Below are 26,147 nucleotides of genomic sequence, written 5' to 3'. Positions count from 1 at the left end.
CATGGGCCTGGACGCTGACATCGCGCGCTTGCTCGCGGAGCAGGCGCGTTTGCCCCAGCCCGCGACACCGCCCACGCTGGCGCAGTTGCGCCAGGCCACCGACGCCGGGCTGCGCGCCCTGCACGGGCCGGTCGAGGCCGTCGCGCGCACGGCCGACTTCACGCTGCGCGCGCGCGACGGCGCTCCCCTGCGCCTGCGTGTGTACTGGCCGTCGGCAAGCGGCCGGCCCCAGCCGGCGCTGGTGTTCGCCCATGGCGGCGGCTGGTGCCTGGGCTCCATGGCGCTGTACGACAACCCCTGCCGCGCGCTGGCGGTGGCAACCGGGGCGGTGGTGATCTCGGTGGACTACCGGCTCGCGCCCGAGCACCGCTTCCCGGTGCCGCTGCACGACTTCTGCGATGCCCTGGCCTGGACTTTCGCGCAGGCCCAGGCACTGGGGCTGGACCCTGGGCGCATAGGCGTGGCCGGCGACAGCGCAGGCGGCAATCTCGCGGCCGCCGCCTGCCTGGCGGCACGCCACGCAGAGGGCTGGGGCGCGGCCGGGCCGCCGGCGATTGCGCACCAGCTGCTGCTGTATCCCGCGCTCGACGCCGCAATGGACTCGGCGTCGTTCGACCGGTTTGGCGAGGGCCACTACCTGACGCGCGCGGCAATGGCATTTTGCTACGCCGCCTATCTTGCGCATCCCGCGCAGGCGCGGCTGGAGCAGGTGTCGCCGCTGCATGCGGGCCGCCTCGCGGGCCTGCCACCGGCCACGGTGATCAGCTGCGAGTACGACCCGCTGCGCGACGAGGCCGAAGCCTATGCCCGGCGTCTGCAGGGCGAGGGCGTAGCGGTGGAATGCGTGCGCCTGCCCGGAATGGTGCATGCATGCATCCATATGCTGGGAGCGGCTGCGGCAGCGCGCGGGCTGTTCGATGCGGCCGGCACGGCCGTGCGGCGGGCATTGGGCTAGCAAGCTGTCTTTGCAGGCCCGTCAATGGCGCGAAAATGGCGGTTTCAAAGAATCGAGGTATGCATGAACAATCCGGCCCATGATGATCTGTTGAACCGTTACCGCAAGGCGGCGGCCGAGGCGCAGCAAAAGGAGCAGCTGGTGCGCGTGGTCGCGGCCAAGGGCCCGCGCGCCATCCAGCTGGCCAGCGAAACCGCGGCCAAGGCCGTGCGCCGGCGCAAGGTGCTCGAGGCGCAGCTGGAGCAGTTGGGGATTGTGGAGCGCTAAGAGGCCCTTTTGGGACTGGGGCCGGGCTCAGCACGAACAGCGAATGGCCGTTCGCCCTGAGCCTCGGCGCGTCCGTCGAAGGGCGTCTCAGTTCGAAGGATGGTCGAGGATGCGCCAATCAAGCCCTGGCCTGATGCAGCTGCGCGCCGTCCATCCACTGCGCAAAGCCTTGCGCGCAGCGCACGACTTCGCCGACAACGACCACGCTGGGGCTGCCCAGTTTTTCCTGGGCAACGACCGCAACGAGTTCGTCCAGGCGTGCAATGGCATGGCGCTGCTGCGGCTGGGAGGCGTTCTGTATCACGGCCACGGGCGTGCCTGGCGGCAGGCCCTGCAGCAGGCCCTGGGCGATGTCGGCCACGCCTTTCATTCCCATGTAGATCACCAGCGTGAGCCGCGCGGCCTGCGCCGTCGCGGCCAGCTGCGGCCAGTCTATGGGCTGGGCTCCCGGGCGCGTATGGCCGGTGATGAACAGCACGCCGTGCGCATGGTCGCGGTGGGTCAGCGGCGCGCCGATCTGCGTCATGCCGGCCAGGCCGGCGGTGATGCCGTTGACGATCTCGACATGCACGCCCGCGGCGCGCAGGTGCTCGGCCTCCTCGCCGCCGCGCCCGAAGATGAACGGGTCGCCGCCCTTGAGGCGCACCACGTTCTCGCCTTCCAGCACGCTGGTCAGAATGAGCTTTTCAATGAAGGCCTGGGGCGTGCTCTGGCAGCCGCCGCGCTTGCCGACGGCAATCACGCGCGCGCCGGCCGGGGCCAGGGCGACGATGGCGTCGCTGACCAGGTCGTCGACCAGCAGCACGCTGGCCGCCTGAATGGCCTTGAGCGCCTTGAGCGTCAGCAGGTCGGGGTCGCCCGGGCCCGCGCCCACCAGCGTGCAGCGGCCCATCGGGAGGGAGTGATTTCCTTGGGAAATAGTCATGGAGGGCCTCAGGCGTGGGTGGTTGCGTGGAAGCGGACCACGGCCGTGGTCTGCACATGGCGTTTGAGTTCGGGAATGCAGGAGCCGCATTGCGTGCCGCAGCCCAGGCGCTGCTGCAGCTGCAGCAGGCGTTCGCCGTCGCTGCCCGCGCATTGGCCCAGCGTCTGCACGATGCTGTCGAGCGTGACGTTCATGCAGCTGCAGACCTGGGGGCTGCGGGCCTTGGTGCCCGAGGGCGGCGTCGCGCCCTGGGTCAGCATCAGGTGCGCGGGCTGGGGCGGGTCCAGCTCCTGGGCCAGCAGCTGCGTGAGCCAGGCGCCGGCGCTGGTGTCGCCCGTGAGCAGCATGGCTTCAAGGCGCAGCGTGCCCTGGTCGTCGCGCTGCAGCTGCAGGGCGCGGCTTTGCTGGCGGCGGCGGTCGCTGTAGCGAATCACCTGGTCGCCGGCAATTCCCAGCAGCTGTTCTATCCGCAGCAGCGCCTCGGCGGCCGGCGGCGCACAGGCCGAGGCGCGCAGCAGCACACCGCTGCGCGTCTGCGCGGCCGCGCTCAGCGGCACCTGGTTGCTGAACGGCACGCAGCTCGCGAACTCGAATTGCCCCATCAGCGCCGACAGCGCCTGGCGCACTTCAAGCACGCGCTCTGCGGGCAGCCAGGCCATGGCCAGCAGCGACCAGGGCAGCGTGGCCTTGCTGACCGACACCGCCGTGTGCTTGAGCTCGGGCTGCTTGGACATGGGGCAGAACGCCGGCTGGGTGAGCGCGTTGATGCCCAGCAGGCGCTGGCCGTCGGCGGCGCGGCCGCTGAGAAACTCGCTGCCCCAGTGCATGGGCATGAACAGGCGCGTGGGCGCAAGCTGGGTGTCGGCTTGCAGTGCGACCAGCAGCGTGCCGCGGCGGCTGGTGAGCCGCACCAGTTCGCCTTCGCCCAGGCCCTGCTGCGCCATGTCCTGCGGATGCATGTGCAGGCGCGGCTCGGCCGCGTGGCTGAACAGCCGGCCCAGCGTGCCGGTGCGGCTCATGCCATGCCATTGGTCGCGCAGCCGGCCGGTGGTCAGGGCGAACGGAAACTCGGCGTCGACCGGCTCGGCCAGCGGCTGGAAGGGCGCGGCATGAAAGCGCGCCTTGCCGTCGGCCGTGGGAAACACGCCGTCTTCATACAGCCGCGCCTGGCCCTGGGCCGCGCCCGCGGCCATGGGCCATTGCTCGGGACCTTGTTCCAGCCGCTCCCACGACAAGCCGGTGATGTCGAGATCGCGCCCCGCGGTGCTGGCGCGGTGTTCTTCCCACAGCGCCTGCGCGCCGGCTTCGGCCGGCTCGACGGGGTAGGGAAACAGCGTGGGCTGGCCGGGGCGCAGCCGCGCTTCGAGCCGGTGGGCGAGCTGCACCGCAATCTGCCAGTCGTGGCGCGCAGCGCCCGCGGCGGGCACGGCGGCGCGCACGCGCGAGATGCGGCGTTCGCTGTTGGTGACCGTGCCCAGCTTCTCGCCCCAGGTGCTGGCGGGCAGCAGCAGGTGGGCGTGGCGCGCGGTCTCGGTGGTGGTGAAGGCTTCCTGCACCACGACGAGTTCCGCGCGTTCCAGCGCGCGCTGCACCATGCGCTGGTCGGGCATGCTTTGCGCGGGGTTGGTGCAGGCAATCCACAGCGCCTTGATTTCGCCGTCGGCCGCGGCTTCGAACATTTCCACCGCGGTCTTGCCGGGCTGGGCCGGCACATCGGCCAGGCCCCACAGCGCCGCGACTTCGGCGCGGTGGGCGGCATTGGCGAGATCGCGGTGGCCGCTGAGCAGATTGGCCATGCCGCCGACTTCGCGCCCGCCCATGGCGTTGGGCTGGCCGGTGAGCGACAGCGGGCCGGCGCCGGGCTTGCCGATCTGGCCCGTGGCCAGGTGCAGGTTGATCAGCGCCGCATTCTTGGCCGTGCCGCTGCTGCTCTGGTTCAGGCCCTGGCAGTACAGGCTCAGCGTCGCCGGCGACTGCGCAAACCATTGCGCGGCCTGCAGCAGGTCCTGCTCGGCAATGCCGCATTCGCGCGCGACGCGTTCGGGCGTGGCCTGCGCCACCAGGCTTTCCAGCGCGCCAAAGCCCGTGGTGTGGGCGGCGATATAGCCGCGGTCCACCCAGCCCCGGGCCAGCATCCGCTGCAGCATGCCCTGGAACAGCAGCACATCGGAGCCCGGTGCGATAGGCAGGAACAGGTCGGCGAGGCTGGCGGTATCGGTGCGGCGCGGGTCGGCAACGATCACCTTGAGCGCCGGGTTCGCGGCTTTCGCGGCTTCGAGGCGGCGAAACAAAATGGGGTGGGCCCAGGCGGCGTTGCTGCCGACCAGGAACACGCATTGCGCCTTTTCCAGGTCTTCGTAGCAGGCCGGCGGCGCGTCCGCGCCCAGCGTGGCCTTGTAGCCGGCGACGGCGCTGCTCATGCACAGGCGCGAATTGGTGTCGAGGTTGTTGCTGCCTATCAGGCCCTTGACCAGCTTGTTGAACGCGTAATAGTCCTCGGTCAGCAGCTGGCCGCTGAGGTAGAAGCCCACGGCGTCGGGGCCATGGGCGCTGATGATGCGCGCCAGCTGATCGCTGGCCGTGGCCAGCGCCGCATCCCAGGAAACGGGCAGGGCCGGGCCGCCGCGCTGCAGGCGCTGCAGCGGCTGCAGCAGCCGCGTCTGGCGCGTGACCGCGGCCGAAGCCGTGAGGTGCAGCGTGCTGCCCTTGGTGCACAGCTTGCCGAAGTTCGCCGGGTGCAGCGGATCACCCTGGACGCCGGTGATCTGTCCGTCCCGGGCTTCGATGATCACTCCGCAGCCCACGCCGCAGTAGGGGCAGGTGGAGCGGGTTTGCGTGACGGGGGAGGCGGTCATGGGGAGCTTTGAATGGTGAGGAGGTCAGGCGGGCTTGGTCTGCTCGTCGGCGCCGCCGTCGGCCGGAGGGATTTCGCCGAACATCAGCCGGTCGCGGATCTCGGCAATGCTGCAGCCTTCGCGCAGCAGCTTGAAGTACCAGCTGCCGTCGACGGTATCGCCGTAGAGGCAGGCGCCGACCAGCTTGTCGTCGGCAATCACCAGCTTCTTGTAGACGCCGCTGGTCGGGTCGCTGAGCACGATTTCCTCGGTGCGGTCCGTGCCCTTGAAGTCGCCGGCCGAAAACAGGTTGATGCCCGTGACCTTGAGCTTGGTCGAGGTGACCGAGCCCTGGTAGCGGCTGATGCCCATTTCCGCGAGGTGGTTGGCCAGTACCTTGCCCTGCTCGAACAGCGGCGCGACCAGGCCGTAGGCAATGCCGCGGTGGGCCGCGCATTCGCCCACCGCGTAGATGCGCGGGTCGGTCGTGGTCTGCAGCGTGTCGTGCACCACGATGCCGCGGTTGACCTGCAGGTAGGCGGCTTCGGCCAGCGAAGTGTTGGGGCGTATGCCCACGGCCATCACCACCAGATCGGCCGGCACTTCGCTGCCGTCCTGGAAGCGCACGGCGCGCACGCGGCCGCATGCGTTGCCCAGCAGCTCCTGCGTCTGCGCGCCCATCAGGAACTGCATGCCGCGCTCGTTGAGCGACTGGCGCAGCAGCTGCGACGCGGCTTCGTCGAGCTGGCGCTCGAGCAGCCAGTCGTTGACATGCACCACGGTGACCTGCATGCCGCGCTTGATCAGGCCGTTGGCGGCTTCCAGGCCCAGCAGGCCGCCGCCAATCACCACCGCATGCCGGTACTGCGTGGCGGCATCGATCATGGCATGGGTATCGGCGATGTCGCGGTAGCCGAGCACGCCTTCGAGCTGGCTGCCGGGGACCGGCAGGATGAAGGCATGCGAGCCCGTGGCCATGATCAGCCGGTCGTAGGCTGCGCTCAGCGACTCGCCCGCGGCGTTGACCGCGTGCACGGTGCGCGACTGGCGGTCTATCTTGGTGACGGTCCAGCCCGCGTGCAGCGTGATGCCGTTGTCGGTGTACCAGCTCCAGTCGTTGAGCACGATCTGTTCTAGCGTCTGTTCGCCCGCAAGCAGCGGCGACAGCATGATGCGGTTGTAGTTGGGGTGGGGCTCGCTGCCGAACACCGTGATGTCATACAGATCGGGCGCGAGCTTGAGCAACTCTTCCAGAGAGCGCACGCCCGCCATGCCGTTGCCTATCATCACCAATCTGGATTTTTTCATCAGGGTCTTTCCTTGGCCGTTCTGAAAGCGCAAAAGCGTCTGTCCCTGAGCCGCCCGGCTGCAGGGAAAGACGCCTTTGTCATGGGTTTGGGCCCATCGTCGGACCGAAACCGTTGTGACCTTCAGTGGTCACGCAAGGGTTCAAGCAATTTGCGGGCCAGGTCGCGATGGCTGTGCAGAGGGCCCGGGCCGCGAGGCCATGCACCGAGATGGTGAGATGCGCGCTGCATTGGGGTGCAGCGGCCAGGCCATCGCGGTGCGGTGGCACGGCGCTGGCCGTCAGGCAATCGTCATCAGGCTGGCATTGCCGCCGGCCGCGGCGGTGTTGACGCTCAACGCGCGCTCGATCACCAGGCGCTCGATCGGCACGGCCGTCGAGCCGCCGGCTGCGTGGCCCATGCTGACAATCGGCCCGGGCCGGGCCGCGAGCGCCTGGCCGGTCTGCAGCAGCGAAGCCGCGTCGCCATGGTGCAGCACGGCATCGAAAGCGGCGTTGGGCGCGGTCCATTCGGGCACCAGGTCTATGGCTTGGCGCACGGCCTGGGGCAGGCGCGCGTACAGCGCCCGGGCGGCCATCGGCCAGACGGCGCGGCTGCCCACGGCCAGCACCGCGGCCAGCTGAGTCAGCCGGTCTTCGTCGCTCGTAGCCAGGCACAGCACGGCGGCGCGCGGCGCCAGCGTATAAACATTGCGCTCGCCCGTGGGGCCCTGGAGTTCGCGGGCGTGCTGGCGCGGCGCCAGCGCCTGCAAGCGGCTGCAGGTCGCGGCCAGCTGGGGCGCGCCGGACTGCGCGGCCCATTGGCGCAGCTGGGCAAATGCCGAGGCCGCATGCCAGCGCGCGGGCGTGGCGGCGTCGGCGGCGGCATCGGCGGGCAGCGCGCGCTGCAGCACGTCATCGGGGCGCTGCGACAGCAGGCGGTAGAGATACAGCGGCCCGCCGGCCTTGGGCCCGGTGCCCGACAGGCCTTCGCCGCCGAAAGGCTGAACGCCCACCACGGCGCCCACCATGTTGCGGTTCACATAGACGTTGCCGGCGTGCGCCGCGGCCACCACCTGGGCAATGGTCTCGTCTATGCGCGTGTGCAGGCCCAGCGTCAGGCCGTAGCCGGTGGCGTTGATCTGCGCGAGCAGCTGCGCCAAATCCTTGCGGCGGTAGCGCACGATGTGCAGCACCGGGCCGAAGATCTCGCGCTGAAGTTCAGCGATGCTGTCCAGCTCGATCAGCGTGGGCAGCACAAACGTGCCCTGGGCCAGCGCCGCGTCGCCGGCATTCCAGGCGCTGCGCAGCACCTTGCGGCCCTTGGCCCGCATCTGCTCGATGTGCTTTTCTATGCCGTCACGCGCCTGGGCATCGATCACCGGGCCGACGTCGACGGCCAGCTGCGCCGGGTCGCCGATGCGGCCTTGCGCGATGGCGCCGCCGAGCATTTCAATGATGCGGTCGGCGCAGTCTTCCTGCAGGCACAGCACGCGCAGCGCCGAGCAGCGCTGGCCCGCGCTGTCGAACGCCGAGGCAACGACATCGGCCACCACCTGTTCGGCCAGCGCCGACGAGTCGACAATCATCGCGTTCTGGCCGCCGGTCTCGGCCACCAGCACCACGGGCTGGCCGTTGCGCCCCAGGCGCTGGGCCAGCTGGCGCTGCAGAATGCGCGCGACATCGGTGGAGCCCGTGAACAGCACGCCTTGCACGCGCGCGTCGGCGACCAGCGCCGCGCCCACGCTCTCGCCCTCGCCGGGCAGCAGCTGCACCACGGCCTGGGGCACGCCGGCCTGCCACAGGCGGCGCAGCGCATGCGCGGCCACCAGCGGCGTCTGCTCGGCGGGCTTGGCCAGCACCGGATTGCCCGCGGCCAGCGCGGCGCTGACCTGGCCCACGAAGATGGCCAGCGGGAAATTCCAGGGGCTGATGCAGACCACCGGGCCCAGCGGACGGTGGGTGGCGACGGCGAAATCGGCGCGCGCCTGGGCCGCGTAATACCGCAGGAAATCAACGGCTTCGCGCACTTCGGCAATGGCGTTGGCCGCGGTCTTGCCGGCTTCGCGCGCCAGCAGACCCATGAGCTGCGGCATGTCGGCTTCCAGCAGATCGGCCGCGCTTTCCAGCGCATCGGCGCGCAGCGCGGGCGGCGTCTGGGCCCAGCTGTCGGCGGCGCCGGCCGCGGCGGCAAGCGCGGCTTGCACATCCTGCTGCGACGCCTGCTGCACCCGGCCCACCAGGTCCTGCAGATTGGCGGGATTGCGGATCTCCACGCTGGCGCCGCCCTGCGCCGTGATGCCGGGGGCCAGCATGGGCGCTGCCGACCAGTCGCCGCGCGCCTGCATGGCCGGGGCAATGGCCTGCAGCGTGTGCTCGTTGGACAGATCGAGTCCGCGCGAATTCGCGCGTGCCGCGCCGTAGAGCGCGACCGGCAGCGCGATCGCCGGGTGGGGCAGGCCATACTCGCCTTCCTCGCGCGCCATGCGCTCCAGCGTCTGCACCGGGTCTTCGACCAGCGTTTCCAGCGCCATGGTCGGGTCGGCAATGCGGTTCACAAACGAGGTGTTGGCGCCGTTTTCCAGCAGCCGGCGCACCAGGTAGGCGAGCAGCGTCTCGTGCGTGCCCACGGGGGCGTAGATGCGGCAGGGCCGGCCGAGGCTGGCCACTACCTGTTCGTACAGCGGCTCGCCCATGCCGTGCAGGCATTGGAATTCATACTGGCCTGGCCGGTAGGTGGCGGGCCCGGCCATCTGGTGAATGGCCGCGACGGTGTGCGCATTGTGCGTGGCGAACTGCGGGAAGACTTCGGCCGGCGCTTCCAGCAGCTTGCGCGCGCAGGCCAGGTAGGCGACATCGGTATGCGGCTTGCGCGTGTAGACCGGATAGCCGTCCTGGCCGTCCACCTGGGCGCGCTTGATCTCGCTGTCCCAGTACGCGCCCTTGACCAGGCGCACCATGAGCCTGTGGCCGCTGCGCCGGGCCAGATCGACCAGGAAGTCGATCACGGCCGGGCAGCGCTTCTGATAGGCCTGGATCACAAAGCCTATGCCGTTCCAGCCCGCGAGCGCGGGCTCGAAGCACAGGCGCTCGAGCAGATCGAGCGACAGCTCGAGCCGGTCCGCTTCCTCGGCATCGATGTTGACCCCTATGTCGTACTTCCTGGCCTGCACGGCCAGCGCCAGCACGCGCGGGTAGAGCTCCTGCAGCACGCGCGCGTATTGCGCGCGGCTGTAGCGCGGGTGCAGCGCCGACAGCTTGATCGAGATGCCCGGGCCGGCCTGCACGCCCGCGCCGGCCGCGGCCTTGCCTATGGCGTCTATGGCCTGCTGGTAGTCGGCAAGGTAGCGCCGGGCATCGCCTTCGGTCAGCGCGGCCTCGCCCAGCATGTCGTACGAGTAGCGAAAGCCCCGGGCCTCGAGGCCCCTGGCATGCTGCAAGGCCGCGCCAATCGTCTCGCCGGCAACGAATTGCTCGCCCATCACGCGCATCGCCATGTCGACGCCCTGGCGTATCAGCGGCTCGCCGCCCTTGCCGATGATGCGTCCCAGCGTGCTGGCCAGCCCGGTTTCGCTGTGCGTGGCAACCAGCCGGCCCGTGAGCAGCAGGCCCCAGGTGGCGGCATTGACAAACAGCGAGGGGCTGCGGCCCAGGTGCTGGCGCCAGTCGCCGTCGGCAATCTTGTCGCGTATCAGCGCGTCGCGCGTGGCGGCGTCGGGAATGCGCAGCAGCGCTTCGGCCAGGCACATCAATGCCACGCCCTCCTGCGACGACAGCGAATATTCCTGCAGCAGGCCTTGCACCATGCCCGCGCGGCCGCTGGCGCACTTGCGCTCGCGCAGTCCGCGCGCCAGCTGCAGCGCCAGCACGTGGGCGCGCTGCGCGTCGTCGTTGCGCGGGCGCGCGAGTTCCAGTAGGGCCGCCATCACGGCCTCGGGTTCGGGCCGGCGCGTCGCGGCCGTGATGGCGTCGCGCAGCGCGCCGCGGTGTTGCGTGGGGCCGTCGACAAAAGCGGCGGGAGAGGCCGGGGCAGCGGAAATGGACATGGCGAAACTCGGTGAGTGGATAGCGCAATGGTGAACCGGGGCGAATAGAATATTTGTTCGAAATATGTGATTTGGTCCGAATGAAAAACTATTTGTATGGCATCCGATAACGAATCAGTCCAGATCGACCGCATGGACCTGCGCATTCTTGCGCTGCTGCAGGCCGACGGCCGCCTGACCAACCTCAAGCTGGCCGAGGCCATCAGCCTGTCGCCGACGGCCACGCTGGCGCGTGTGCAGCGGCTCACGCGCGAGGGCTATATCCTGGGCTACGAGGCGCGGCTCAACCCCATCAAGCTGGACGCGGGCATGCTGGTGTTTGTCGAGGTGCTGCTGGACCGCACCACGCCCAATGTGTTCGAGGAGTTCAAGGTGGCGGTGCAGCTGCAGCCTGAAATCATGGAATGCCACATGGTGGCCGGCGGCTTCGACTATCTGCTCAAGACGCGCAGCGCCGACATGAACGCCTACCGGGTGTTTGCCGGCAACGTGCTGTGGCAGCTGCCGGGCGTGCGCGAGACGCGCACCTATGCGGTGATGGAAGAGGTGAAGAACTCTTCGCATTTGCATTTGAGGGGGGTGGGGTAGGGGGGCTGTGCTCATGCTTTGAGGGCAGGCCGTCGACCCGTTCGTGGTGAGCTTGTCGAACCATGAACGGCCCGTCCTCATGCTTTGAGCGCAGGCCGTTCATCCTTCGACAGGCTCAGGACGAACGGTTTTTTGAAGCCCGCTGTTTCTTTTGAACGCCTTGCGAGACCTCGGCTCGCTGACCTAGCTCAGTACGAACGAGATCCTACGCATCCCCATGCCCCGCCACCCAAGGCAGGGCCAGCGCCGCCAGCAGTTCGATCTGCTGCTTTTCCAGCGCAGTCCATTGCGGCCGCGTGCCCAGCACGTTGAACGTGGCAAAGCAGGCGCCGGCGCGCAGCAGCGGCACGTTCATCACCGACCGCAGGCCCAGCGACAGTATGAGGGGGCTGTCGTCAAACACCTGCTGCAGCGCCGGCTGGCCTTCGCCAATGAAGATCTCGCCGCCCAGCAGCAGCTGGCGCGTCCAGGGCGTGAGGCCCTTGCGCTTGCGGCCCGCGACCGGGTATTCGGCGGGGCGCGACGACCAGATTCGCTGCAGGTCTATGGCGTCCGGCGTATCGGCCGGTGGCGCCGGCCACCGCACATGGTTGACGGTCAGCAGGCCGTCGCCCAGCAGGTCCTGGCGCACGCGCTCGATGGTCTGCAGCGCGGCGGCGAAATCGGGCGCGCGCGGCAGCTCGCGGCACAGCGCCAGCGCGGCCGCCGCCGGCAGCGTCAGCGGGACGTTGTCACTCACCCTTGATTCCCAGCTCGCGGATGATCTTGCCGTAGCGCTCGGCGTCGGACTTGAGCACGGCGGCAAACTGCGCGGGCGTGGTCTTGACGACTTCCACGCCCAGGCTGTCCATGCGTGCCTTGACGGCGGGATCGGCCATCGCGGCATTGGCTGCGGTGTTGAGCCTGTCGACCAGGTCCCTGGGCATGCCGGCCGGGCCGAACAGGCCGTACCAGACGCCCAGTTCATAGCCGGGCAGGGTCTCGCCTACCGTGGGCACGCCGTCGGGCATCAGCGCCGAGCGCTTGGCCTCGGTCACGGCCAGCAGCTTGAGCTTGCCGGTCTTGACATGGGGCAGGGTCTGCGTGCCGGCCGAAAACAGCACCTGGGTCTGGTCGGCCACGGTGTCGACCACGGCCGGCGCGCCGCCCTTGTAGGGCACATGCACCATGGTGATGCCCGCGGCCTTTTCAAACAGCACGGCGCTCAGGTGGTTGGTCGAGCCCTGGCCGGCCGAGGCGTAGTTGAGCTTGCCGGGATTGGCCTTGGCGTAGGCAATGAAGTCCTTGAGGTTGTTGGCCGGCACCGAGTTGCTCACCACCATGGTGTTGATCACATTGGCCAGCTGGGCGATGGGCGTGAAGTCTTCCACGCCCTTGAACGGCATGCTGGCCATCAGCGCCGGATTCATCGCATGCGTGCTCATGGAGCCCACGAGCAGCGTGTAGCCGTCGGGCTTGGCCTTGGCAACCATGTTCGAGCCTATGTTGCCCGAGGCGCCCGCGCGGTTGTCGACGATCACCGTCTGGCCCAGCGACTTCGACAGGCGTTCGCCCAGCGCGCGCGCGAGGATGTCGGTGGAACCACCGGGCGCCCAGGGAACGATCAGCGTGATGGGCTTGTCCGGGTAAGCCGCCGAAGCGGCGCCGGCAACGGCCAGCAAGGCGGTGGCGCACAGGGCGCGGATACGGTGAGAGATCATGGAAGCTCCAGTGGTTGAAAGGGGTAGTCAGCGGCCGACGGCGTAGCCCTGCATGCCGCGCGGATTCGCCGCGGCGCGCAGCAGCAGCCGGCCGCGCGCGTCGCGCTCGCGCGTGCAGGCCGACATGCGGCTTTCCGACCAGGGGTCGCCGACCTTGACCTGGTGGCCCGCGGCGCGCAGGGCTTCGATTTCCTCGGGCGCGAAGCGCGACTCGACGGTCAGCTGGTTGAGCCTGGTCTGGCGCGGCCAGAACGAGGCCGGGAAGTGATCGACATGCCAGGCGGGCGCATCGATTGCCTCCTGCAGGTTCATGCCGTGCACCGCGTGGCGCAGGAAGAAGGCCGGCGACCATTGGTCCTGCTGGTCACCGCCGGGCGTGCCGAACACCATGTAGGGCTGGCCGTCGCGCAGCGCCAGCGAAGGCGACAAGGTGGTGCAGGGCACGACGCGCGGCGTGACGGTGTTGGCCAGGCCCTCGTCCAGCCAGGTCATCTGCAGCCGGGTGTTGATGGCAAAGCCCAGCGCGGGAATCACCGGGCTGGACGATAGCCAGCCGCCTGAAGGTGTGGCCGCGACCATGTTGCCGTCGCGGTCGATGACGTCGATATGGCAGGTGTCGCCCACGAAGACTTCGCGCTGCGCCCATTCGGCCACCGGCGGCAGCGCGGCAAACGTCGGCTCGCCAATGCCAAAGCGGGTGTCGGCAGTGCGCAGCGTGCGTTCGGCCGCGCCCAGATCGGGCAGCTGCGGCGCAATGCCTAGCGGCGCGCCGGCGCGCAGCTCGGCCGAGGCCTGGGCCCCGGTCTGCTGCCAGCGCGCGCGCAGGTAGTCGTCGGACAGCAGCGCCATCTGTGCCTCGCGCTGCGCTGCGGGCGCGTCGCCGTACCAGGCCAGGCGGTCGGCCATGGCCAGCTTCGCGGCTTCGGCAATGCGGTGCACGAAGCCCGCGGTATGCGGCGCGTGCTGGCCCAGGTCGGCGTGGCGCAGCATGCCTATCTGCTGCAGGAAGGCCGGGCCCTGGCTCCAGAAGCCGCACTTGGCCAGCGTGTAGCGGCCGAAGTCCAGCGTCAGCGGTGCTTCCACCGCGGCCTGCCAGTTCGCCATGTCGTCGTAGCGCAGCAGGCCGCCATGGCGTTCGCCGCTGGTGTCCTGCACCTTTTCGGTGCGGTAATAGAGATCGATTTCCTCGGCGACAAAGCCGCGGTACCAGATGTCCAGGGCGGCGTCTATCTGTTCGGTACGGCCCGTGGCGCGGGTCTGCGTTTCCTGCAGCAGGCGCTCGAAGGTGTCTGCCAGCTTGGGCAGCTGGAACAGCGCGCCGGGCTGGGGCACGCGCCCGCCCGGCAGCCAGACCTGGGCCGAGCTGGGCCATTGTTCGCGAAACAGGTCCTGCACCGCATAGATGGCCTGCACCGCGCGCGCGATCAGCGGAAAGCCGTCGCGCGCATAGCCTATGGCCGGCGCCAGCACTTCGGCCAGCGACCAGGTGCCATGGTCGCGCAGCATGGTCATCCAGGCGCCAAAGGCGCCGGGCACGGTGGCCGGCAGCATGCCAATGCCCGGCACCTGCTCGAAGCCCATGCGGCGAAAGGTCTGGGCATCGGCTTCGGCCGGCGCCACGCCCTGGCCCTTGATCGACTCCATGCGTCCCAGCCGCTCGCTCCACAGCAGTATGGGCACTTCGCCGCCCGGGCCGTTGAGATGCGGCTCGACCACCTGCAGCACGAAGCCTCCGGCCACGGCGGCGTCAAAGGCATTGCCGCCGCGCTCGAGCACACCCATCGCGGTCTGTGACACCAGCCAGTGGGTTGAGGAGACCACGCCGAAGGTTCCAGTGATCTCGGGACGGGTAGTGAAAGCGCTCATGATTGCTTTTGGTGCGAGTGGAAGATGGCCCAACTATAGAAGCACGGAATAGGCCAGGGTGAATGTCTTTGCATCGACCCATGCATTGCAGGCTATAGTTCGTTCATGCCCCATTCCCTTCCCGACGTAGAGCGCGCGATCGACGCGCGCCTCAAGCTGCGCCACTACCGGCTGCTGGTCGCGCTGGACCGCTACCGTTCGATCACGCGCGTCGCCGAAATCCTCGGCAGCAGCCAGCCCACGGTCACGCGCGCGCTGGCCGACATCGAGGGCATCTTCGATGCCGTGCTGTTCGAGCGCACCGGGCGCGGCCTGGAGCCCACGGCCGCGGGCCGGGTGGTGATTGCGCGCGCGGCGTATGCGATTGCCGAGAACGACGAACTGCTGATCGAGCTCGACGGCGTGCGCGCCGGGCGCCAGGGCCGGCTGCGCGTGGGCGTGCTGCCCTATGCGTCCACGCGCGTGCTCGACAGCACCTGGTCCTATCTGTTCTCGCTGCGTCCCAGGATTGCCACGGTGTCGATGGAGGATGTGACCGGCAATCTGTTTGCCGCATTGCGCGCGCGCACGCTGGACTGCGCGATCTGCCGCTTTTCACAGAACGACCAGGGCATGCCGGGGGACGAGGCGATCGAGCAGGTGCTGCTGTACCAGCAGCAGCCGCGCCTGGTCGTGGCCCAGCCCAGCGCGGCGCTGCTCACACGCTACCCCGAAGTGGACATTGCCAAGCTGTCGGAAATGGACTGGATATTCCCGCCGGCCGATACGCCGATACGCGGCATGATCGACGCGATCTTCTCGGCGGCCGGGCGGCGCGTGCCCGTGCCCACGCTCGAAGCCTATGCGGTGCGCACCATTGCGTCGGCGCTGCGCAATCTGCCGCGCGGCATCACGGTGCTGCCCGACGACATTGCCCAGGCGGTGTGCGTGGGCGGCGCGGCGCAGGTGCTAGAGCAGCCGCTGCCCTGGAGCCTGCCGCCCGTGGGCCTGGCCTGGCTGCGCAATTCGCCCAAGGTCGATCTGATCGATGGGCTGAGGCAGGCGATTCTTTCGCGGCAGGGTCAGGACGTTTAAACGGCTGCGCTGAGCTTGAGCGCAGGCCGTTCATCCTTCGACAAGCTCAGGACGAACGGGAATACAAGCTCAGGACGAACGGGAATGCCGGAACGCGCTGCTGGCTTGAGGACAGGCCGTTCATCCTTCGACGGGCTCAGGACGAACGGGATTTTGAGGCTCGCAGTTTCCTCAGGCGGGCAAGAAGCGCGGCTTACAGCCCCATCGCATCGAGCGCCGGCGGGCGTAGCAGGTCCTTGTCGATTCCCATGACTTCGCTGGCGCGCTCCATGGCCGTCCATAGCTCCGAGGGCATCTTGAGTATTTGCTCGGGTGTGTCGGCCTGGGCGATCCAGGCGCCGATCTCGTGGTGCTGTTCGGGCGTCAGCAGATCCAGGTGCAGCATTTCGTCAATGGTTTTCATGGGATCGGCGGTTCTCGAATTGCAAGGATGCCGCGTCAGCTTGCGCTGTACGGCCTGAGCTCCAATATACCGCCGTCCCGTGATGCTCCGGCGCTTCAGGCGGCTTTTTCCACATGCGCCTGGCGCGTGTAGAGAAAATCCATCACCGCCTGGCGGCAGCGCAGGTACTCGGGGTCGCTGGCCAGCTCCACGCGCCTGCGCGGGCGGGCGATGTCGACGCTGAGAATTTCGCCTATGCGCGCGGCCGGGCCGTTGGTCATCATCACGATCTTGTCGGACAGCAGCACGGCCTCGTCGACATCGTGCGTCACCATCACCACGGTGCTGCGCGTGCGCGCGACGATCTCCAGCAGCTCGTCCTGCAGCTTAGCGCGCGTGAGCGCGTCCAGCGCGCCGAACGGCTCGTCCATCAGCAGCACCTGGGGTTCCATCGACAGCGCGCGCGCAATGCCCACGCGCTGCTTCATGCCGCCCGAGATCTCGCCCGGGCGCTTGTCGCGCGCATGGCCCAGGCCCACCAGGGCCAGCGCCGCGTCGCTGCGTTCCTTGAGCTGGGCCTTGCTTTCCTTTTGCGCGAACACCCGCTCCACGGCCAGGTGCACGTTCTCGTAGCAGGTCAGCCAGGGCAGCAGCGAATGGTTCTGAAACACCACGGCGCGCTCGGGCGACGGGCCCTGGATCTCGCGGTTGGCGCACAGCAGCACGCCGTTGCTGGGCGTGGTCAGGCCGGCAATCAGATTGAGCAGCGTCGACTTGCCGCACCCCGAGTGGCCGATCAGCGCGACGAAGTCGCCCTTGGCAATGCGCAGATCGATGTTCTCCAGCGCCAGGAACAGGCCCTTGGCGGTCTTGAAGCTCTGCGAGATGCCTTGCAGTTCAATGAATTTGTCGCTCATGACTTCACCTCTTCATAAGTAAATGCCTTGGCGATCTGCACCAGCAGCAGCTCCAGCGCCAGACCCACGATGCCGATCACGCCGATGGCGATGATGATGTTCATCACGTTGAGGTTGTTCCACTCGTCCCAGATCCAGAAGCCTATGCCCACGCCGCCGGTCAGCATCTCGGCGGCGACGATCACCAGCCAGGCCGTGCCCACGGCCAGGCGCACGCCGGTCAGCATGTAGGGCAACACCGAGGGCAGCAGGATCTTGGTGGCGATCTTCCATTCGGACAGGTTGAGAACGCGCGCCACGTTCATGTAGTCCTGGGGCACGCGCTGCACGCCTATGGCGGTGTTGATCACCATGGGCCAGATCGAGCAGATGAAGATGGTCCAGATGGCCGCGGGATTCGCGCCCTTGAACACCAGCAGGCCTATGGGCAGCCAGGCCAGCGGCGACACCGGCTTGAGCAGGCTGATGATGGGGTTGAACATCTTCGACAGGAACTTGAAGCGCCCGATCAGAAAGCCCGCAGGAATGCCGACCAGCGCCGCCAGGCCAAAGCCTATGGCCACGCGTTCCAGCGAAGCCAGCACGTTCCAGCCCACGCCCTGGTCGTTCGGGCCGTTGCTGTAGAACGGGTCGCTGAACAGCTTGACGGCCTGGTCAAAGGTCGCGGCCGGCCCGGGAATGCTCGCGCCGGTGGCCATGGAAATGCCGGTCCAGGCCAGCGCCAGCAGCGCCAGTCCCAGCAGCGGCGGCACGGCCGCCTTCACCAGCGCCTGGGCCTTGAGCGCCAGCGGGCCTGGCGGCCGGGCGCCGGCCGGTCTTGCGGCCACGGCATGGGCCGCATGTCCGGCCGCGGGCAGTGCAATTTCCGCCACGGGTTCGGCGCTCTCGTGCGGGCGGGCGTGGGGCGCGCCCAGCGCCGCGGCGCTGGGCGACAAAGTATGTGTGTTCATCGTGCTTCTTCCGTTGAAACCGGGGGCCGGGCGCTGGCGTCAGGCCTTGATCTTGAAACTGTCGGCGTACTTCTGCGGCTGCGTGCCGTCCCAGACCACGCCATCGATCAGCTTGCTGCTGCGCATCTCGCTCTTGGGCAGCGGCGTCTTGGAGGCCGTGGCCGCCTCCTTGTAGAGGGCGGTGCGGTTGATGGCCTTGGCCACGCCCAGGTAGTCGGGATGGTCCTTGAGCAGGCCCCAGCGCTTGTGCTGGGTGAGGAACCACATGCCGTCAGACAGGTAGGGGAAGTTCACAGCGCCCTCGTTGTAGAACTTCATGTGGTTGGGATCGTCCCAGGTCTTGCCCATGCCGTCCTGGTAGCGCCCCAGGATGCGCTGGTTGATCGCGTCGACGCTGGTGTTCACATAGGACTTGGCGGCAATGGTCTCGGCCATCTGGTTCTTGTTGGCCAGGCTGGCATCGATCCAGCGGCCGGCTTCCAGAATGGCGGCGGTGACGGCGCGCGCGGTGTTGGGGTACTTGTCGGCGAACTCGGCCGTCGTGCCCAGCACCTTCTCGGGGTGGTCCTTCCAGATTTCTTGGGTGGTGGCGGCCGTGACGCCTATGCCATCCATGATCGCGCGGTGGTTCCAGGGCTCGCCCACGCAAAAGCCGTCCATGTTGCCGACGCGCATGTTGGCCACCATCTGCGGCGGCGGCACGGTGATGACCTTGGCATCCTTCATGGGGTTGATGCCGTTGGCCGCGAGCCAGTAGTAGAGCCACATGGCATGCGTGCCCGTGGGGAAGGTCTGGGCAAAGGTGTATTCGCGCTTCTCGCTGGCCATCAGCTTGGCCAGGCCCGCGCCGTTCACGGCACCCTTGTCGGCGAGCTTCTTGGCCAGCGTGATCGCCTGGCCGTTGTTGTTCAGGTTCATCAGCACGGCCATGTCCTTCTTGGGGCCGCCCAGCCCCAAGTGCACGCCGTAGACCAGACCGTAGAGCACATGGGCGCAGTCGAGTTCGCCGTTGACCAGCTTGTCGCGTACCCCGGCCCAGCTCGCTTCCTTGGTGGGAATGATCTTGATGCCGTATTTCTTGTCTATGCCCAGCACCGAAGCCATCACCACGCTGGCGCAATCCGTGAGCGGAATAAAGCCTATCTTGACTTCCTTTTTCTCCGGTGCATCGGAGCCCTGGGCATGGACCAGCGCGCGCAGGGCAGGGGAGATGCCGGCGGCACCCACGGCGGCGGCTTGGAGAACGGTGCGGCGCGGAAGTCCGGTTTTCATCAGGTCGGGCATATGCAGTCTCGGCAAAAAGTGGCGAAAAAAAAGGCGCCCGCATCCTGCGCGCAAGCCATGGGCTGTACGTGCAGTGATGGGGACGCCTTTGTCCGGTGACGGGCAATCAGTCGTTGATTGCCTGTCGGTGGGGTCTTCGTTGACCTTGTTTCTTTCTAAGCAGCTTCCGTGCCAGCTGAGCTTTTACTGTTTTCCCAAGGAAGCGGCGCGAATCGCCGGTGGCCGGGGCCTGGGCCGCGCGCCATTTCTGTGCGCCTGCGCTGAATCGGGGCATTCAGCCCAGAAGTTCGGCCGCGTCTATCATGCGCTGGGCGATCTGCACCATCTTGATGCCCTTGTCCATCGCGAGCTTGCGCAGCCGGTCGTAGGCCTGCTTTTCGCTCAGCGCCTGGCGCTCCATCAGAATGCCCTTGGCGCGGTCAATGGTCTTGCGGTCCTTGAGCTCGTCGCGCGCATCCTGCAGCTCGGCGCGCAGCGACTGCTCATGCTTGAAGCGCGCCATCGCCACCTGCAGGATGGGGCGTATGCGCTGCGGCGCCAGGCCTTCGACGATATAGGCACACACCCCCGCGGCCACGGCGTCGCGCACATGGGTGGTGTCGGGGTCGTTGGTGAACAGCACGATGGGGCGGCGCTCGTCGCGCGTGGCCATGACCACATGTTCGAGCGCGTCGCGGGCTTCGCTTTCGGTGTCGACGATGATCAGATCGGGGCGCAGCTGGGCAATGCGCTCGCTGAGAAATACATCGGCGGGCAGCGTGGCAACGATGTCATATTGCGCTTCGAGCAGCCCCACGCGCAGCGAGCGCGAGCGTTCGAGCTGCAGGCGCACATGCTCTTCCTGCTCGTCCAGCAGGGCCAGATCCGGAACAATGACCACGATGCGCAGGGGATGGCTCATGCAATGACACAAGCAAGAAAAGTGCCATTTTGTGCCGAAACAGGTCCCGCACAGGCACTCTAAGCTGTACGTTCATGGTTCGACGGGGCCGCGGGATCAACGGGGAAACCGTTCATGGTGAGCCTGTCGAACCATGAACGTCCTGTCCTCAAAATGGCGGCCCGGTGACAACAGCAGTGCGAAAGGCGTGCTCCTACTTGCGCAAAAACGGCAGCGGCACATCCGCCGGTATCGGGCAGGCATAGGGCTGGCCCTGGCGGCGCTCGAGCAGCTCGGCCTTGGCCGCGGCAATCAGCGCCGGGTTGGCAATCAGTTCCACCGCGGTCGCGGTCAGCACCTTGGCCGCATGCACCATGCCCGCGTGCGCCAGGCCCGACTGGCCTTGCGAGACCATCTGCCAGGAGTGCAGCGGCGTGCCGAACGCATAGCAGGCGACCCAGGCCTGCACCGTGGGCGTGATCCAGCTGACATCGGCCACATCGGTGGAGCCAAACATGGTCTCCTGCGCCTTGGGGTCATAGGGCGCCAGGCCTTCGAACACCGCCGGCACCTTGCCGCGCAGCACCGCGGCCAGCGGGCGGCTCACCGAGTCGAGGTCGTTCGGGTCCAGCGTGGCCTGGAAGTCGCTGGCACGCTTTTGCTCGCGCTCATCGAGCTGCAGCTGGCCCAGCGCCTGCATCTGCGCGTACATCACCTGGCTGAGCGTGGTGTTCTGCAGCAGGTTGGAGCAGGCCTTGTCGAACACGATCTCCAGGCGGCAATCCGTCATCAGCGCCGCGCCGCGCGCGACGTTCTTCACGCGCTCGTAGAGTTCGGCGGCCTCGTGGTTGCGGCCGGCGCGAATCAGGTAGAGCACTTCGGCGCGCGCCTGCACCACATTGGGCGACATGCCGCCCGAATCGGTGACCGCGTAGTGCACGCGCGCGTCCGAAGGCATGTGTTCGCGCAGGTAGTTGACGCCCACGTTCATCAGCTCGACGGCGTCCAGCGCGCTGCGTCCCAGGTGCGGCGAATGCGCGGCATGAGAGGCCTTGCCGTGGAAGATGAACTTGGCCTGGATGTTGGCCAGCGTGTTCTGGCTGAACACCGCCGTGAAGCTCGCGGGGTGCCAAGTGAGCGCGACGTCGACATCATCGAACACGCCCGCGCGCGCCATGAAGGTCTTGCCTGAGCCCCCTTCCTCGGCGGGGCAGCCGTAGTAGCGGATGCGCGCCTTCTGGCCGCTGGCCTGCAGATGGGCCTGGAGCGCGATGGCCGCGAAATGCGCCGAGGTGCCCAGCAGATGGTGGCCGCAGCCGTGGCCCGCCAGGCCCGGGCTGTCGACCGAGGGCGTGCAGACCAGCGCGCCGCTTTGCTGGTTCAGGCCCGACAGCGCGTCGTATTCGCCGAGGAACGCAATGGCCGGGCCCGCGTCGCCCCATTCGGCCACGAAGGCCGTGGGAATGCCGGCGACATTGCGCGTGATGCGAAAGCCCGCGCTGGCCAGCGCATCGATGTGCAGCTGGGCCGACGACATCTCGGCGTAGCGCAGCTCGGCCAGCGACCAGATCTGGTCGGCGAGCGCGGTCATGCGCGGGGTCTCGCGCGTGAAGAAATCCTGCAGTTGGTGGATTGCGGTCATGTGCGTTGTCTCCTGGCGCTGCGGTGTCATTCGGGCTGGATTCCGGCCTTGTCGAGCTGGGCCTTGTTGCGCTGGATGTCGGCCGCGATCTGCGCGGGGAACTTGCTCTGGTCCATTTCGGTGGCCTGCGCGCCCAGCGCCTGCAGGCGCTTTTGCACGTCGGGCAGGTGGGCGGCCTTCACCGCCGCATCCTGCAGCTTCTTCACCGTGGCCGCGGGCGTGTTCTTGGGCACGACGATGCCGAACCAGCTGATGCCCAGCGCGTTCAGGTCGTCGTAGCCCAGTTCCTTGAACGTCGGCACGTTGGGCAGATCGGGCGAGCGCGCCGTCGCCGACAGCGCGACCGGAATCAGTTTGCCGCCCTTGATCTGCGGCAGCGCCGAAGGCAGCTGATCGGTCATGACCTGCACCTGGCCGGCAAGCGCGTCATTGAGCGCCGGGCCGTTGCCGCGGTAGGGCACGATCTGGATGTCGGTCTTCATGGTGTCGTTGAACGCCGCCAGCATCAGATGGCCCAGCGTGCCCACGCCCGGCACGCCGGCGCTGAAGGCACCGGGCTGGGCGCGGATCTTGGCCAGGAAGTCGGGGAAATTGTTCACGCCCATCTTGGGGTGGGCCATCCACACCGAAGGCATGGTCACGAGGTTGGCGACGGGCAGCAGCTTGGCTCCCAGACCCTGGGCGCGGGTGTAGAGCAGCGGGTTGATGGTCATGGTGCTGACGGTGGCCATGCCCACGGTGTAGCCATCGGCCGGCGCCTGGGCCACGGCTTCGGTGCCAATGAGCCCGCCCGCGCCGCCGCGGTTGTCGACGACCACGGGCTGGCCCAGCGTGCTGCGCATGCCTTCGGCCAGCACGCGCGCCACGATATCGGTGGAGCCGCCCGCCGCGAACGGCACGATCAGCTTGATGGGCTTGCTCGGATAGTTGTCGGCCGCCTGTGCGCCCAGCGGCAGCGCAGCGCACAGCGTGCTCAAGGTGACGGCGCCCAGGCATTGCAGCGACAGGCGTTGGGTGGGGCGGGACAGGGCGCTCATGGAACTTTCCTTTGGACGGGCGAAACGCGGCAACATGCACAACCGGTAGTCAGGTCATGCAGGCAAGACATGAACTATAGAAAAAAAGCCGTGCGCCGGGCTCACCGAAACAGGGGGTAGCCATAAGCATTGCCGATAGCTCCTGGCCCAGGTTTGCGTTCAGAATGGAGGCCAGAACCGCTTTTATCGTGCTCCCGTGAATCTCCCCGAGAACGGCCCCGAAGGCCAAGTGCTGTTTTCCCGGCTCGCCAAGCAGGGCCGGCTGCGCCAGTTGCAGCTGCTGCTAGCGCTGGCCCAGTGCGGCTCCATCGTGCGCGCGGCTGCCCACCTGCACATGAGCCAGTCGGCGGCCACGCAGGCGCTGGCCGAACTCGAACGCGTGCTCGACATGCGGTTGTTCGAGCGCCATGCGCGCGGCATGCGGCCCACGCTGGCCGGTCAGGCGCTGACCGACGCCGCGCGCGGCGTGATGACCGAGCTGGAAGAAGCCGCGCAGACGCTGGCCGCAATCCGCATGGGTGCCTCGGCGGCGCTGCGCCTGGGCACCATTCCCGCGGCCGCGCAGGCCATACTGGCGCAACTGCTCACGCGTTTCTACGGGCTGCATCCGCTGGTGCATATCGATGTCCAGGAGGGCTCGGCGCTGCGGCTGCTGCCGCAGCTGATCAGCGGTGGACTCGACGCGCTGTTTTGCCGCGCGCCCGGCTTGCTGCCCGATGCGTTCGAGTTCGAGCCGCTGCTGGGCGACGAAGCCGTTGTGGTCGCCTCGCATGCGCATCCGCTCGTGGGCCGGCCGCAACTGCAGCTTTCCGATCTGGACAGCGCGCGCTGGGTGCTGCCGTCTGCGAATATCGCCGTGCGCGATATCTTCGAGCGCGACATCCTGAGCCGCCTGCCGCAGGCGCAATGGTTTCCCGTGGCCACCATGTCGCTGTCGGTGCTCGAAGGCCTGTTGGGCCAGCCGCAGGCGGTGTCGCTGATGCCGCGCAGCATTGTCGACCACCTGGGGCCGGACGGCCGCGGTGCGCGCTTCGCGGTGCTCGACCTGCAGCCGGGCAGCTTCCAGTCGGCGCTGCCGCCGCTGGGCGTGGTGTTCGCGCGCGAAGCCGCGCCGCAACTGCTGGGCGAAATGCTCCGGCTGTGGCGCAGGCCGGGGATCTTGTAGCGCTTCTCGCGCAGCATGGCGAGGTCTTGCTTGTCGCCCTGCAGCGGTGGTTTTTTGCCGCATCCGCATATCCCCGAAGGATTTTCCAGCCCGCCATGGCATCTGCGTGTGAAAATCCAGTGCCGCCTGAAGCTTGCACCGCGCGCTACGGCGCCAGACCCTTGCTCGTTACGCTCGCGGCCGGCCGCGGCGACACGATCTTCGGTGATCCCGGCGGCGCGGCCGCTCTGCGACGCGCGGCACGCAAAGCCTGGCGTTCACGAAGGCGAAAGCAACGCCGCAGCGCTGATGCTGCAACCGCTCGCTGGTCGCCGTTGGCATCAAGATTGCTTGGGCTGCTTTGCAGCGACGGTTGGCGTGGAGGCCCATCCAACTGTTCGTTCTCTCGGAAAAAATTTGCAAAAAATGCCATGCGCCGTGGCATGGCATTGCTGACAATTCCAAATGTATCTTTCTGCGCAAGGGGCTCAAGAATGAAGATTTCAACGCGGTTGATCTTGCTGGTGGGCGTGATGTCCATGCTGCTTCTGGGCATCGGTCTGCTCGGCCTGCGCGGGATGGGGAGCAGCAATGAGGGTCTGAAAACGGTGTACGAAGATCGCACCGTGGCCTTGGGTCAGTTGGGACAGATCCAAAGTTTGATGATGACCAATGCCTATTTGGTCAGCGCTGCAACGCTGGATCCCAGCCCGGAGGTGGTGAATCAGCTCACCACGTCGGTCGATGCCAATATTGGCAAGATCACCAAGCTTTGGGATGAGTACATGGCCAGCTACCTCACGCAGCAGGAGGCCGGGATTGCCAAGAAGTTTGCCCAAGCCCGCGGCACGTACGTCCGGGAAGGGCTCAAGCCCGCAGTGGCGGCCTTGCGCGCGGCCGATATCCAGGAGAGCCAGCGCCTGTCTACCAAGGTGTTGCCGGCGATATATGCTCCTGCCAAAGACGAACTGGATGCGTTGATCCAGCTGCAGCTCGACGTGGCCAAGTCGGAATACGCTGGGGCGGTGGAGCGCTACGATGCTGTGCGCATGTATTCCACGGCATCCATCGTGCTGGGCCTGCTGTTCGCCGTCAGCTTTGGCTATTTCCTCATTGCCGGGCTGGTGCGTTCGCTGAAACAGGCCGAAGACCTTTCGCGTGCGATTGAAGCTGGCGACCTGAGCGTGCCGGTGGCGATCACTGGCAAGGACGAGGTGGCGGCATTGCTGCACACCCTGGTGGCCATGCGCGACAGTCTGGCAAGAGTGGTATCGCGCGTGCGCCAGGGTGCGGATGGCGTTGCCACGGCCAGTTCGGAAATCGCCCAGGGCAACCAGGATCTCTCGGCTCGCACCGAAAGCCAGGCGAGTGCGCTGGAGGAAACCGCGGCCTCCATGGAAGAACTTGACTCCACGGTCAGGCAAAATGCCGAGTCCGCTCGCCAGGCCAACCAGCTGGCCGTGAATGCCAGCCAGGTTGCGACCCAGGGTGGTGAGGTGGTGGGGCAAGTGGTGGAAACCATGAAGGGCATCAACGAGTCTGGCCGCCGAATCGGCGACATCATCGGCGTCATCGATGCCATTGCCTTCCAGACCAATATTCTGGCCCTCAATGCTGCCGTGGAGGCCGCGCGTGCTGGCGAGCAGGGGCGCGGCTTTGCGGTGGTGGCCAGCGAAGTACGTTCCCTGGCCGGGCGATCGGCCGAAGCGGCCAAAGAGATCAAGACACTGATAGGCGCGAGCGTGCAGCGGGTGGAACAAGGGACCACGCTGGTAGACAAGGCGGGAGAGACCATGGCAGAGGTGGTGAGCTCCATACGCCGCGTCACCGACATCATGAGCGAAATCAGTGCCGCCAGCCTGGAGCAGAGTGCCGGCGTCTCGCAAGTCGGTGAAGCTGTCATGCAGATGGATAAGGTCACCCAGCAGAATGCGGCGCTGGTGGAGCAGATGGCCGCTGCGGCCGGCAGCCTCAAATCCCAGTCCCGCGACCTGGTGCAAGTGGTGTCCGTGTTCAAGCTGAGCGATGGCGGCAGCCACTACGTTCAGCACCAGATGCTGGACGCCTCCACGGCCTCGGCAGTAACTGACGTCGCCGCGACCAAAGCCCCTGCTGCACGACTCCCCGCGGCAAAAACGGCGGCATGGGTGAAAAAATCTCCTGCGGCTGCCGCTCCCGTCCCCATGGTCAAAGCCGCGCCGACAGCCTCCACGGCCAATGAGGCGGATTGGGAAACTTTTTAGCCATTGGCATTCCCACCTGCCATCTTGCAGCCGGCAGCGCGTCCCGGCGGCCCCCCGAAAGGATCTTTCCGGCTGGCGCAGTTGCTGCGTGAAGCGCGGGCGGCCATCAGCTTGCCATCCCGGGCCTG

At 67.5% G+C, this 26,147-nt stretch carries 20 protein-coding genes and 1 pseudogene; 6 read left to right on the top strand and 15 right to left on the bottom strand.

The window, feature by feature from the left end; all coding sequences use genetic code 11:
* Window position 1: 1 nt before the first annotated feature.
* On the top strand, window positions 2-955 hold the full coding sequence (locus ACSVDO_RS12635) for an alpha/beta hydrolase (protein WP_489592490.1): 954 nt from the start codon (window positions 2-4) through the stop codon (window positions 953-955).
* A 63-nt stretch (window positions 956-1,018) separates the two neighbouring features.
* Entirely contained in the window at window positions 1,019-1,222 is a 204-nt protein-coding gene (locus ACSVDO_RS12630; RefSeq protein ID WP_213300549.1) for a hypothetical protein, read from the top strand.
* 118 nt (window positions 1,223-1,340) lie between these two features.
* On the opposite strand, the gene cobA is transcribed toward ACSVDO_RS12630, so the two are convergent.
* The 4 genes and pseudogenes from cobA to putA all read right to left on the bottom strand — a co-directional run bounded on the left by cobA (window position 1,341) and on the right by putA (window position 10,312).
* A complete protein-coding gene (cobA, locus tag ACSVDO_RS12625) occupies window positions 1,341-2,147 on the bottom strand; it encodes a uroporphyrinogen-III C-methyltransferase (protein WP_489592488.1) in 807 nt (268 codons plus the stop codon).
* A gap of 8 nt (window positions 2,148-2,155) precedes the next feature.
* Window positions 2,156-5,002: a nitrate reductase gene (locus ACSVDO_RS12620; RefSeq protein ID WP_489592486.1), complete on the bottom strand. Its 2,847-nt coding sequence runs from the start codon at window positions 5,000-5,002 to the stop codon at window positions 2,156-2,158.
* 27 nt (window positions 5,003-5,029) lie between these two features.
* Window positions 5,030-6,289, bottom strand: a pseudogene (locus ACSVDO_RS12615) (NAD(P)/FAD-dependent oxidoreductase); the annotation flags it as partial.
* Window positions 6,290-6,568: 279 nt separating this feature from the next.
* Window positions 6,569-10,312, bottom strand: a complete 3,744-nt coding sequence (gene putA, locus ACSVDO_RS12610) for a trifunctional transcriptional regulator/proline dehydrogenase/L-glutamate gamma-semialdehyde dehydrogenase (protein ID WP_489592484.1) — start codon at window positions 10,310-10,312, stop codon at window positions 6,569-6,571.
* A gap of 96 nt (window positions 10,313-10,408) precedes the next feature.
* Here putA and ACSVDO_RS12605 point away from each other — a divergent pair, with 96 nt between their 5' ends.
* Entirely contained in the window at window positions 10,409-10,900 is a 492-nt protein-coding gene (locus ACSVDO_RS12605) for an Lrp/AsnC ligand binding domain-containing protein (protein WP_489592482.1), read from the top strand.
* 205 nt (window positions 10,901-11,105) lie between these two features.
* On the opposite strand, the gene ACSVDO_RS12600 is transcribed toward ACSVDO_RS12605, so the two are convergent.
* From ACSVDO_RS12600 to ACSVDO_RS12590, 3 genes are read right to left on the bottom strand one after another with little or no spacing between them, the layout of a single operon-like run.
* Window positions 11,106-11,639 (bottom strand): GAF domain-containing protein, encoded by a 534-nt coding sequence (locus tag ACSVDO_RS12600; RefSeq protein ID WP_489592480.1) that lies wholly within the window; start codon window positions 11,637-11,639, stop codon window positions 11,106-11,108.
* Window positions 11,632-12,600: a Bug family tripartite tricarboxylate transporter substrate binding protein gene (locus tag ACSVDO_RS12595; RefSeq protein WP_332539435.1), complete on the bottom strand. Its 969-nt coding sequence runs from the start codon at window positions 12,598-12,600 to the stop codon at window positions 11,632-11,634. The genes ACSVDO_RS12600 and ACSVDO_RS12595 overlap by 8 nt, the downstream gene beginning before the upstream one ends.
* Before the next feature lie 27 nt (window positions 12,601-12,627).
* Complete coding sequence (locus tag ACSVDO_RS12590) at window positions 12,628-14,466, bottom strand: gamma-glutamyltransferase family protein (protein WP_332539434.1); 1,839 nt, start codon at window positions 14,464-14,466, stop codon at window positions 12,628-12,630.
* Window positions 14,467-14,571: 105 nt separating this feature from the next.
* Between ACSVDO_RS12590 and ACSVDO_RS12585 the strand changes: the two genes are divergently transcribed.
* On the top strand, window positions 14,572-15,540 hold the full coding sequence (locus ACSVDO_RS12585; RefSeq protein ID WP_489592478.1) for a LysR family transcriptional regulator: 969 nt from the start codon (window positions 14,572-14,574) through the stop codon (window positions 15,538-15,540).
* Between the two features lie 193 nt (window positions 15,541-15,733).
* Here ACSVDO_RS12585 and ACSVDO_RS12580 read toward each other — a convergent pair whose 3' ends face one another.
* The 7 genes from ACSVDO_RS12580 to ACSVDO_RS12550 form a co-directional block, all read right to left on the bottom strand.
* Window positions 15,734-15,943, bottom strand: coding sequence for a hypothetical protein (locus ACSVDO_RS12580; protein WP_332539432.1), 210 nt, complete (start codon window positions 15,941-15,943; stop codon window positions 15,734-15,736).
* A gap of 95 nt (window positions 15,944-16,038) precedes the next feature.
* Entirely contained in the window at window positions 16,039-16,839 is an 801-nt protein-coding gene (locus ACSVDO_RS12575) for an ABC transporter ATP-binding protein (RefSeq protein ID WP_489592475.1), read from the bottom strand.
* A complete protein-coding gene (gene ntrB / locus ACSVDO_RS12570; protein WP_489592474.1) occupies window positions 16,836-17,789 on the bottom strand; it encodes a nitrate ABC transporter permease in 954 nt (317 codons plus the stop codon). Before ntrB ends, ACSVDO_RS12575 begins: the two co-directional genes overlap by 4 nt.
* Window positions 17,790-17,828: 39 nt before the next feature.
* Window positions 17,829-19,073 (bottom strand): CmpA/NrtA family ABC transporter substrate-binding protein, encoded by a 1,245-nt coding sequence (locus ACSVDO_RS12565; protein WP_332539429.1) that lies wholly within the window; start codon window positions 19,071-19,073, stop codon window positions 17,829-17,831.
* A 274-nt stretch (window positions 19,074-19,347) separates the two neighbouring features.
* Window positions 19,348-19,974 (bottom strand): ANTAR domain-containing response regulator, encoded by a 627-nt coding sequence (locus ACSVDO_RS12560; RefSeq protein ID WP_332539428.1) that lies wholly within the window; start codon window positions 19,972-19,974, stop codon window positions 19,348-19,350.
* A gap of 193 nt (window positions 19,975-20,167) precedes the next feature.
* Entirely contained in the window at window positions 20,168-21,595 is a 1,428-nt protein-coding gene (locus tag ACSVDO_RS12555) for a M20 family metallopeptidase (protein ID WP_489592471.1), read from the bottom strand.
* A 26-nt stretch (window positions 21,596-21,621) separates the two neighbouring features.
* On the bottom strand, window positions 21,622-22,632 hold the full coding sequence (locus tag ACSVDO_RS12550; protein ID WP_489592469.1) for a tripartite tricarboxylate transporter substrate-binding protein: 1,011 nt from the start codon (window positions 22,630-22,632) through the stop codon (window positions 21,622-21,624).
* 196 nt (window positions 22,633-22,828) lie between these two features.
* Here ACSVDO_RS12550 and ACSVDO_RS12545 point away from each other — a divergent pair, with 196 nt between their 5' ends.
* Complete coding sequence (locus ACSVDO_RS12545) at window positions 22,829-23,797, top strand: LysR family transcriptional regulator (protein WP_332539424.1); 969 nt, start codon at window positions 22,829-22,831, stop codon at window positions 23,795-23,797.
* A gap of 145 nt (window positions 23,798-23,942) precedes the next feature.
* Here ACSVDO_RS12545 and ACSVDO_RS12540 read toward each other — a convergent pair whose 3' ends face one another.
* A complete protein-coding gene (locus ACSVDO_RS12540; RefSeq protein ID WP_489592467.1) occupies window positions 23,943-24,317 on the bottom strand; it encodes a hypothetical protein in 375 nt (124 codons plus the stop codon).
* Here ACSVDO_RS12540 and ACSVDO_RS12535 point away from each other — a divergent pair.
* Entirely contained in the window at window positions 24,310-26,019 is a 1,710-nt protein-coding gene (locus ACSVDO_RS12535) for a methyl-accepting chemotaxis protein (protein WP_489592465.1), read from the top strand. The two genes, ACSVDO_RS12540 and ACSVDO_RS12535, sit on opposite strands and share 8 nt — an antisense overlap.
* Window positions 26,020-26,147 lie beyond the last annotated feature (128 nt).

The sequence above is a fragment of the Comamonas sp. DB36 genome (assembly GCF_057914905.1).
This window is presented reverse-complemented; position numbering and strand designations above follow the sequence as displayed.

Bases quoted from the DNA above. Each gene is read 5' to 3' on its own strand.
- ACSVDO_RS12560 (WP_332539428.1), bottom strand. From the start codon at position 19,974: ATGAGCCATCCCCTGCGCATCGTGGTCATTGTTCCGGATCTGGCCCTG.
- ntrB (WP_489592474.1), bottom strand. From the start codon at position 17,789: ATGAACACACATACTTTGTCGCCCAGCGCCGCGGCGCTGGGCGCGCCC.
- ACSVDO_RS12575 (WP_489592475.1), bottom strand. From the start codon at position 16,839: ATGAGCGACAAATTCATTGAACTGCAAGGCATCTCGCAGAGCTTCAAG.
- ACSVDO_RS12635 (WP_489592490.1), top strand. From the start codon at position 2: ATGGGCCTGGACGCTGACATCGCGCGCTTGCTCGCGGAGCAGGCGCGT.
- ACSVDO_RS12620 (WP_489592486.1), bottom strand. From the start codon at position 5,002: ATGACCGCCTCCCCCGTCACGCAAACCCGCTCCACCTGCCCCTACTGC.
- ACSVDO_RS12555 (WP_489592471.1), bottom strand. From the start codon at position 21,595: ATGACCGCAATCCACCAACTGCAGGATTTCTTCACGCGCGAGACCCCG.
- putA (WP_489592484.1), bottom strand. From the start codon at position 10,312: ATGTCCATTTCCGCTGCCCCGGCCTCTCCCGCCGCTTTTGTCGACGGC.
- ACSVDO_RS12605 (WP_489592482.1), top strand. From the start codon at position 10,409: ATGGCATCCGATAACGAATCAGTCCAGATCGACCGCATGGACCTGCGC.
- ACSVDO_RS12540 (WP_489592467.1), bottom strand. From the start codon at position 24,317: ATGGACATCACGCCCACCAGCAAGATCAACCGCGTTGAAATCTTCATT.
- ACSVDO_RS12580 (WP_332539432.1), bottom strand. From the start codon at position 15,943: ATGAAAACCATTGACGAAATGCTGCACCTGGATCTGCTGACGCCCGAA.
- ACSVDO_RS12630 (WP_213300549.1), top strand. From the start codon at position 1,019: ATGAACAATCCGGCCCATGATGATCTGTTGAACCGTTACCGCAAGGCG.
- ACSVDO_RS12585 (WP_489592478.1), top strand. From the start codon at position 14,572: ATGCCCCATTCCCTTCCCGACGTAGAGCGCGCGATCGACGCGCGCCTC.
- ACSVDO_RS12535 (WP_489592465.1), top strand. From the start codon at position 24,310: ATGTCCATGCTGCTTCTGGGCATCGGTCTGCTCGGCCTGCGCGGGATG.
- ACSVDO_RS12595 (WP_332539435.1), bottom strand. From the start codon at position 12,600: ATGATCTCTCACCGTATCCGCGCCCTGTGCGCCACCGCCTTGCTGGCC.
- ACSVDO_RS12565 (WP_332539429.1), bottom strand. From the start codon at position 19,073: ATGCCCGACCTGATGAAAACCGGACTTCCGCGCCGCACCGTTCTCCAA.
- cobA (WP_489592488.1), bottom strand. From the start codon at position 2,147: ATGACTATTTCCCAAGGAAATCACTCCCTCCCGATGGGCCGCTGCACG.
- ACSVDO_RS12550 (WP_489592469.1), bottom strand. From the start codon at position 22,632: ATGAGCGCCCTGTCCCGCCCCACCCAACGCCTGTCGCTGCAATGCCTG.
- ACSVDO_RS12590 (WP_332539434.1), bottom strand. From the start codon at position 14,466: ATGAGCGCTTTCACTACCCGTCCCGAGATCACTGGAACCTTCGGCGTG.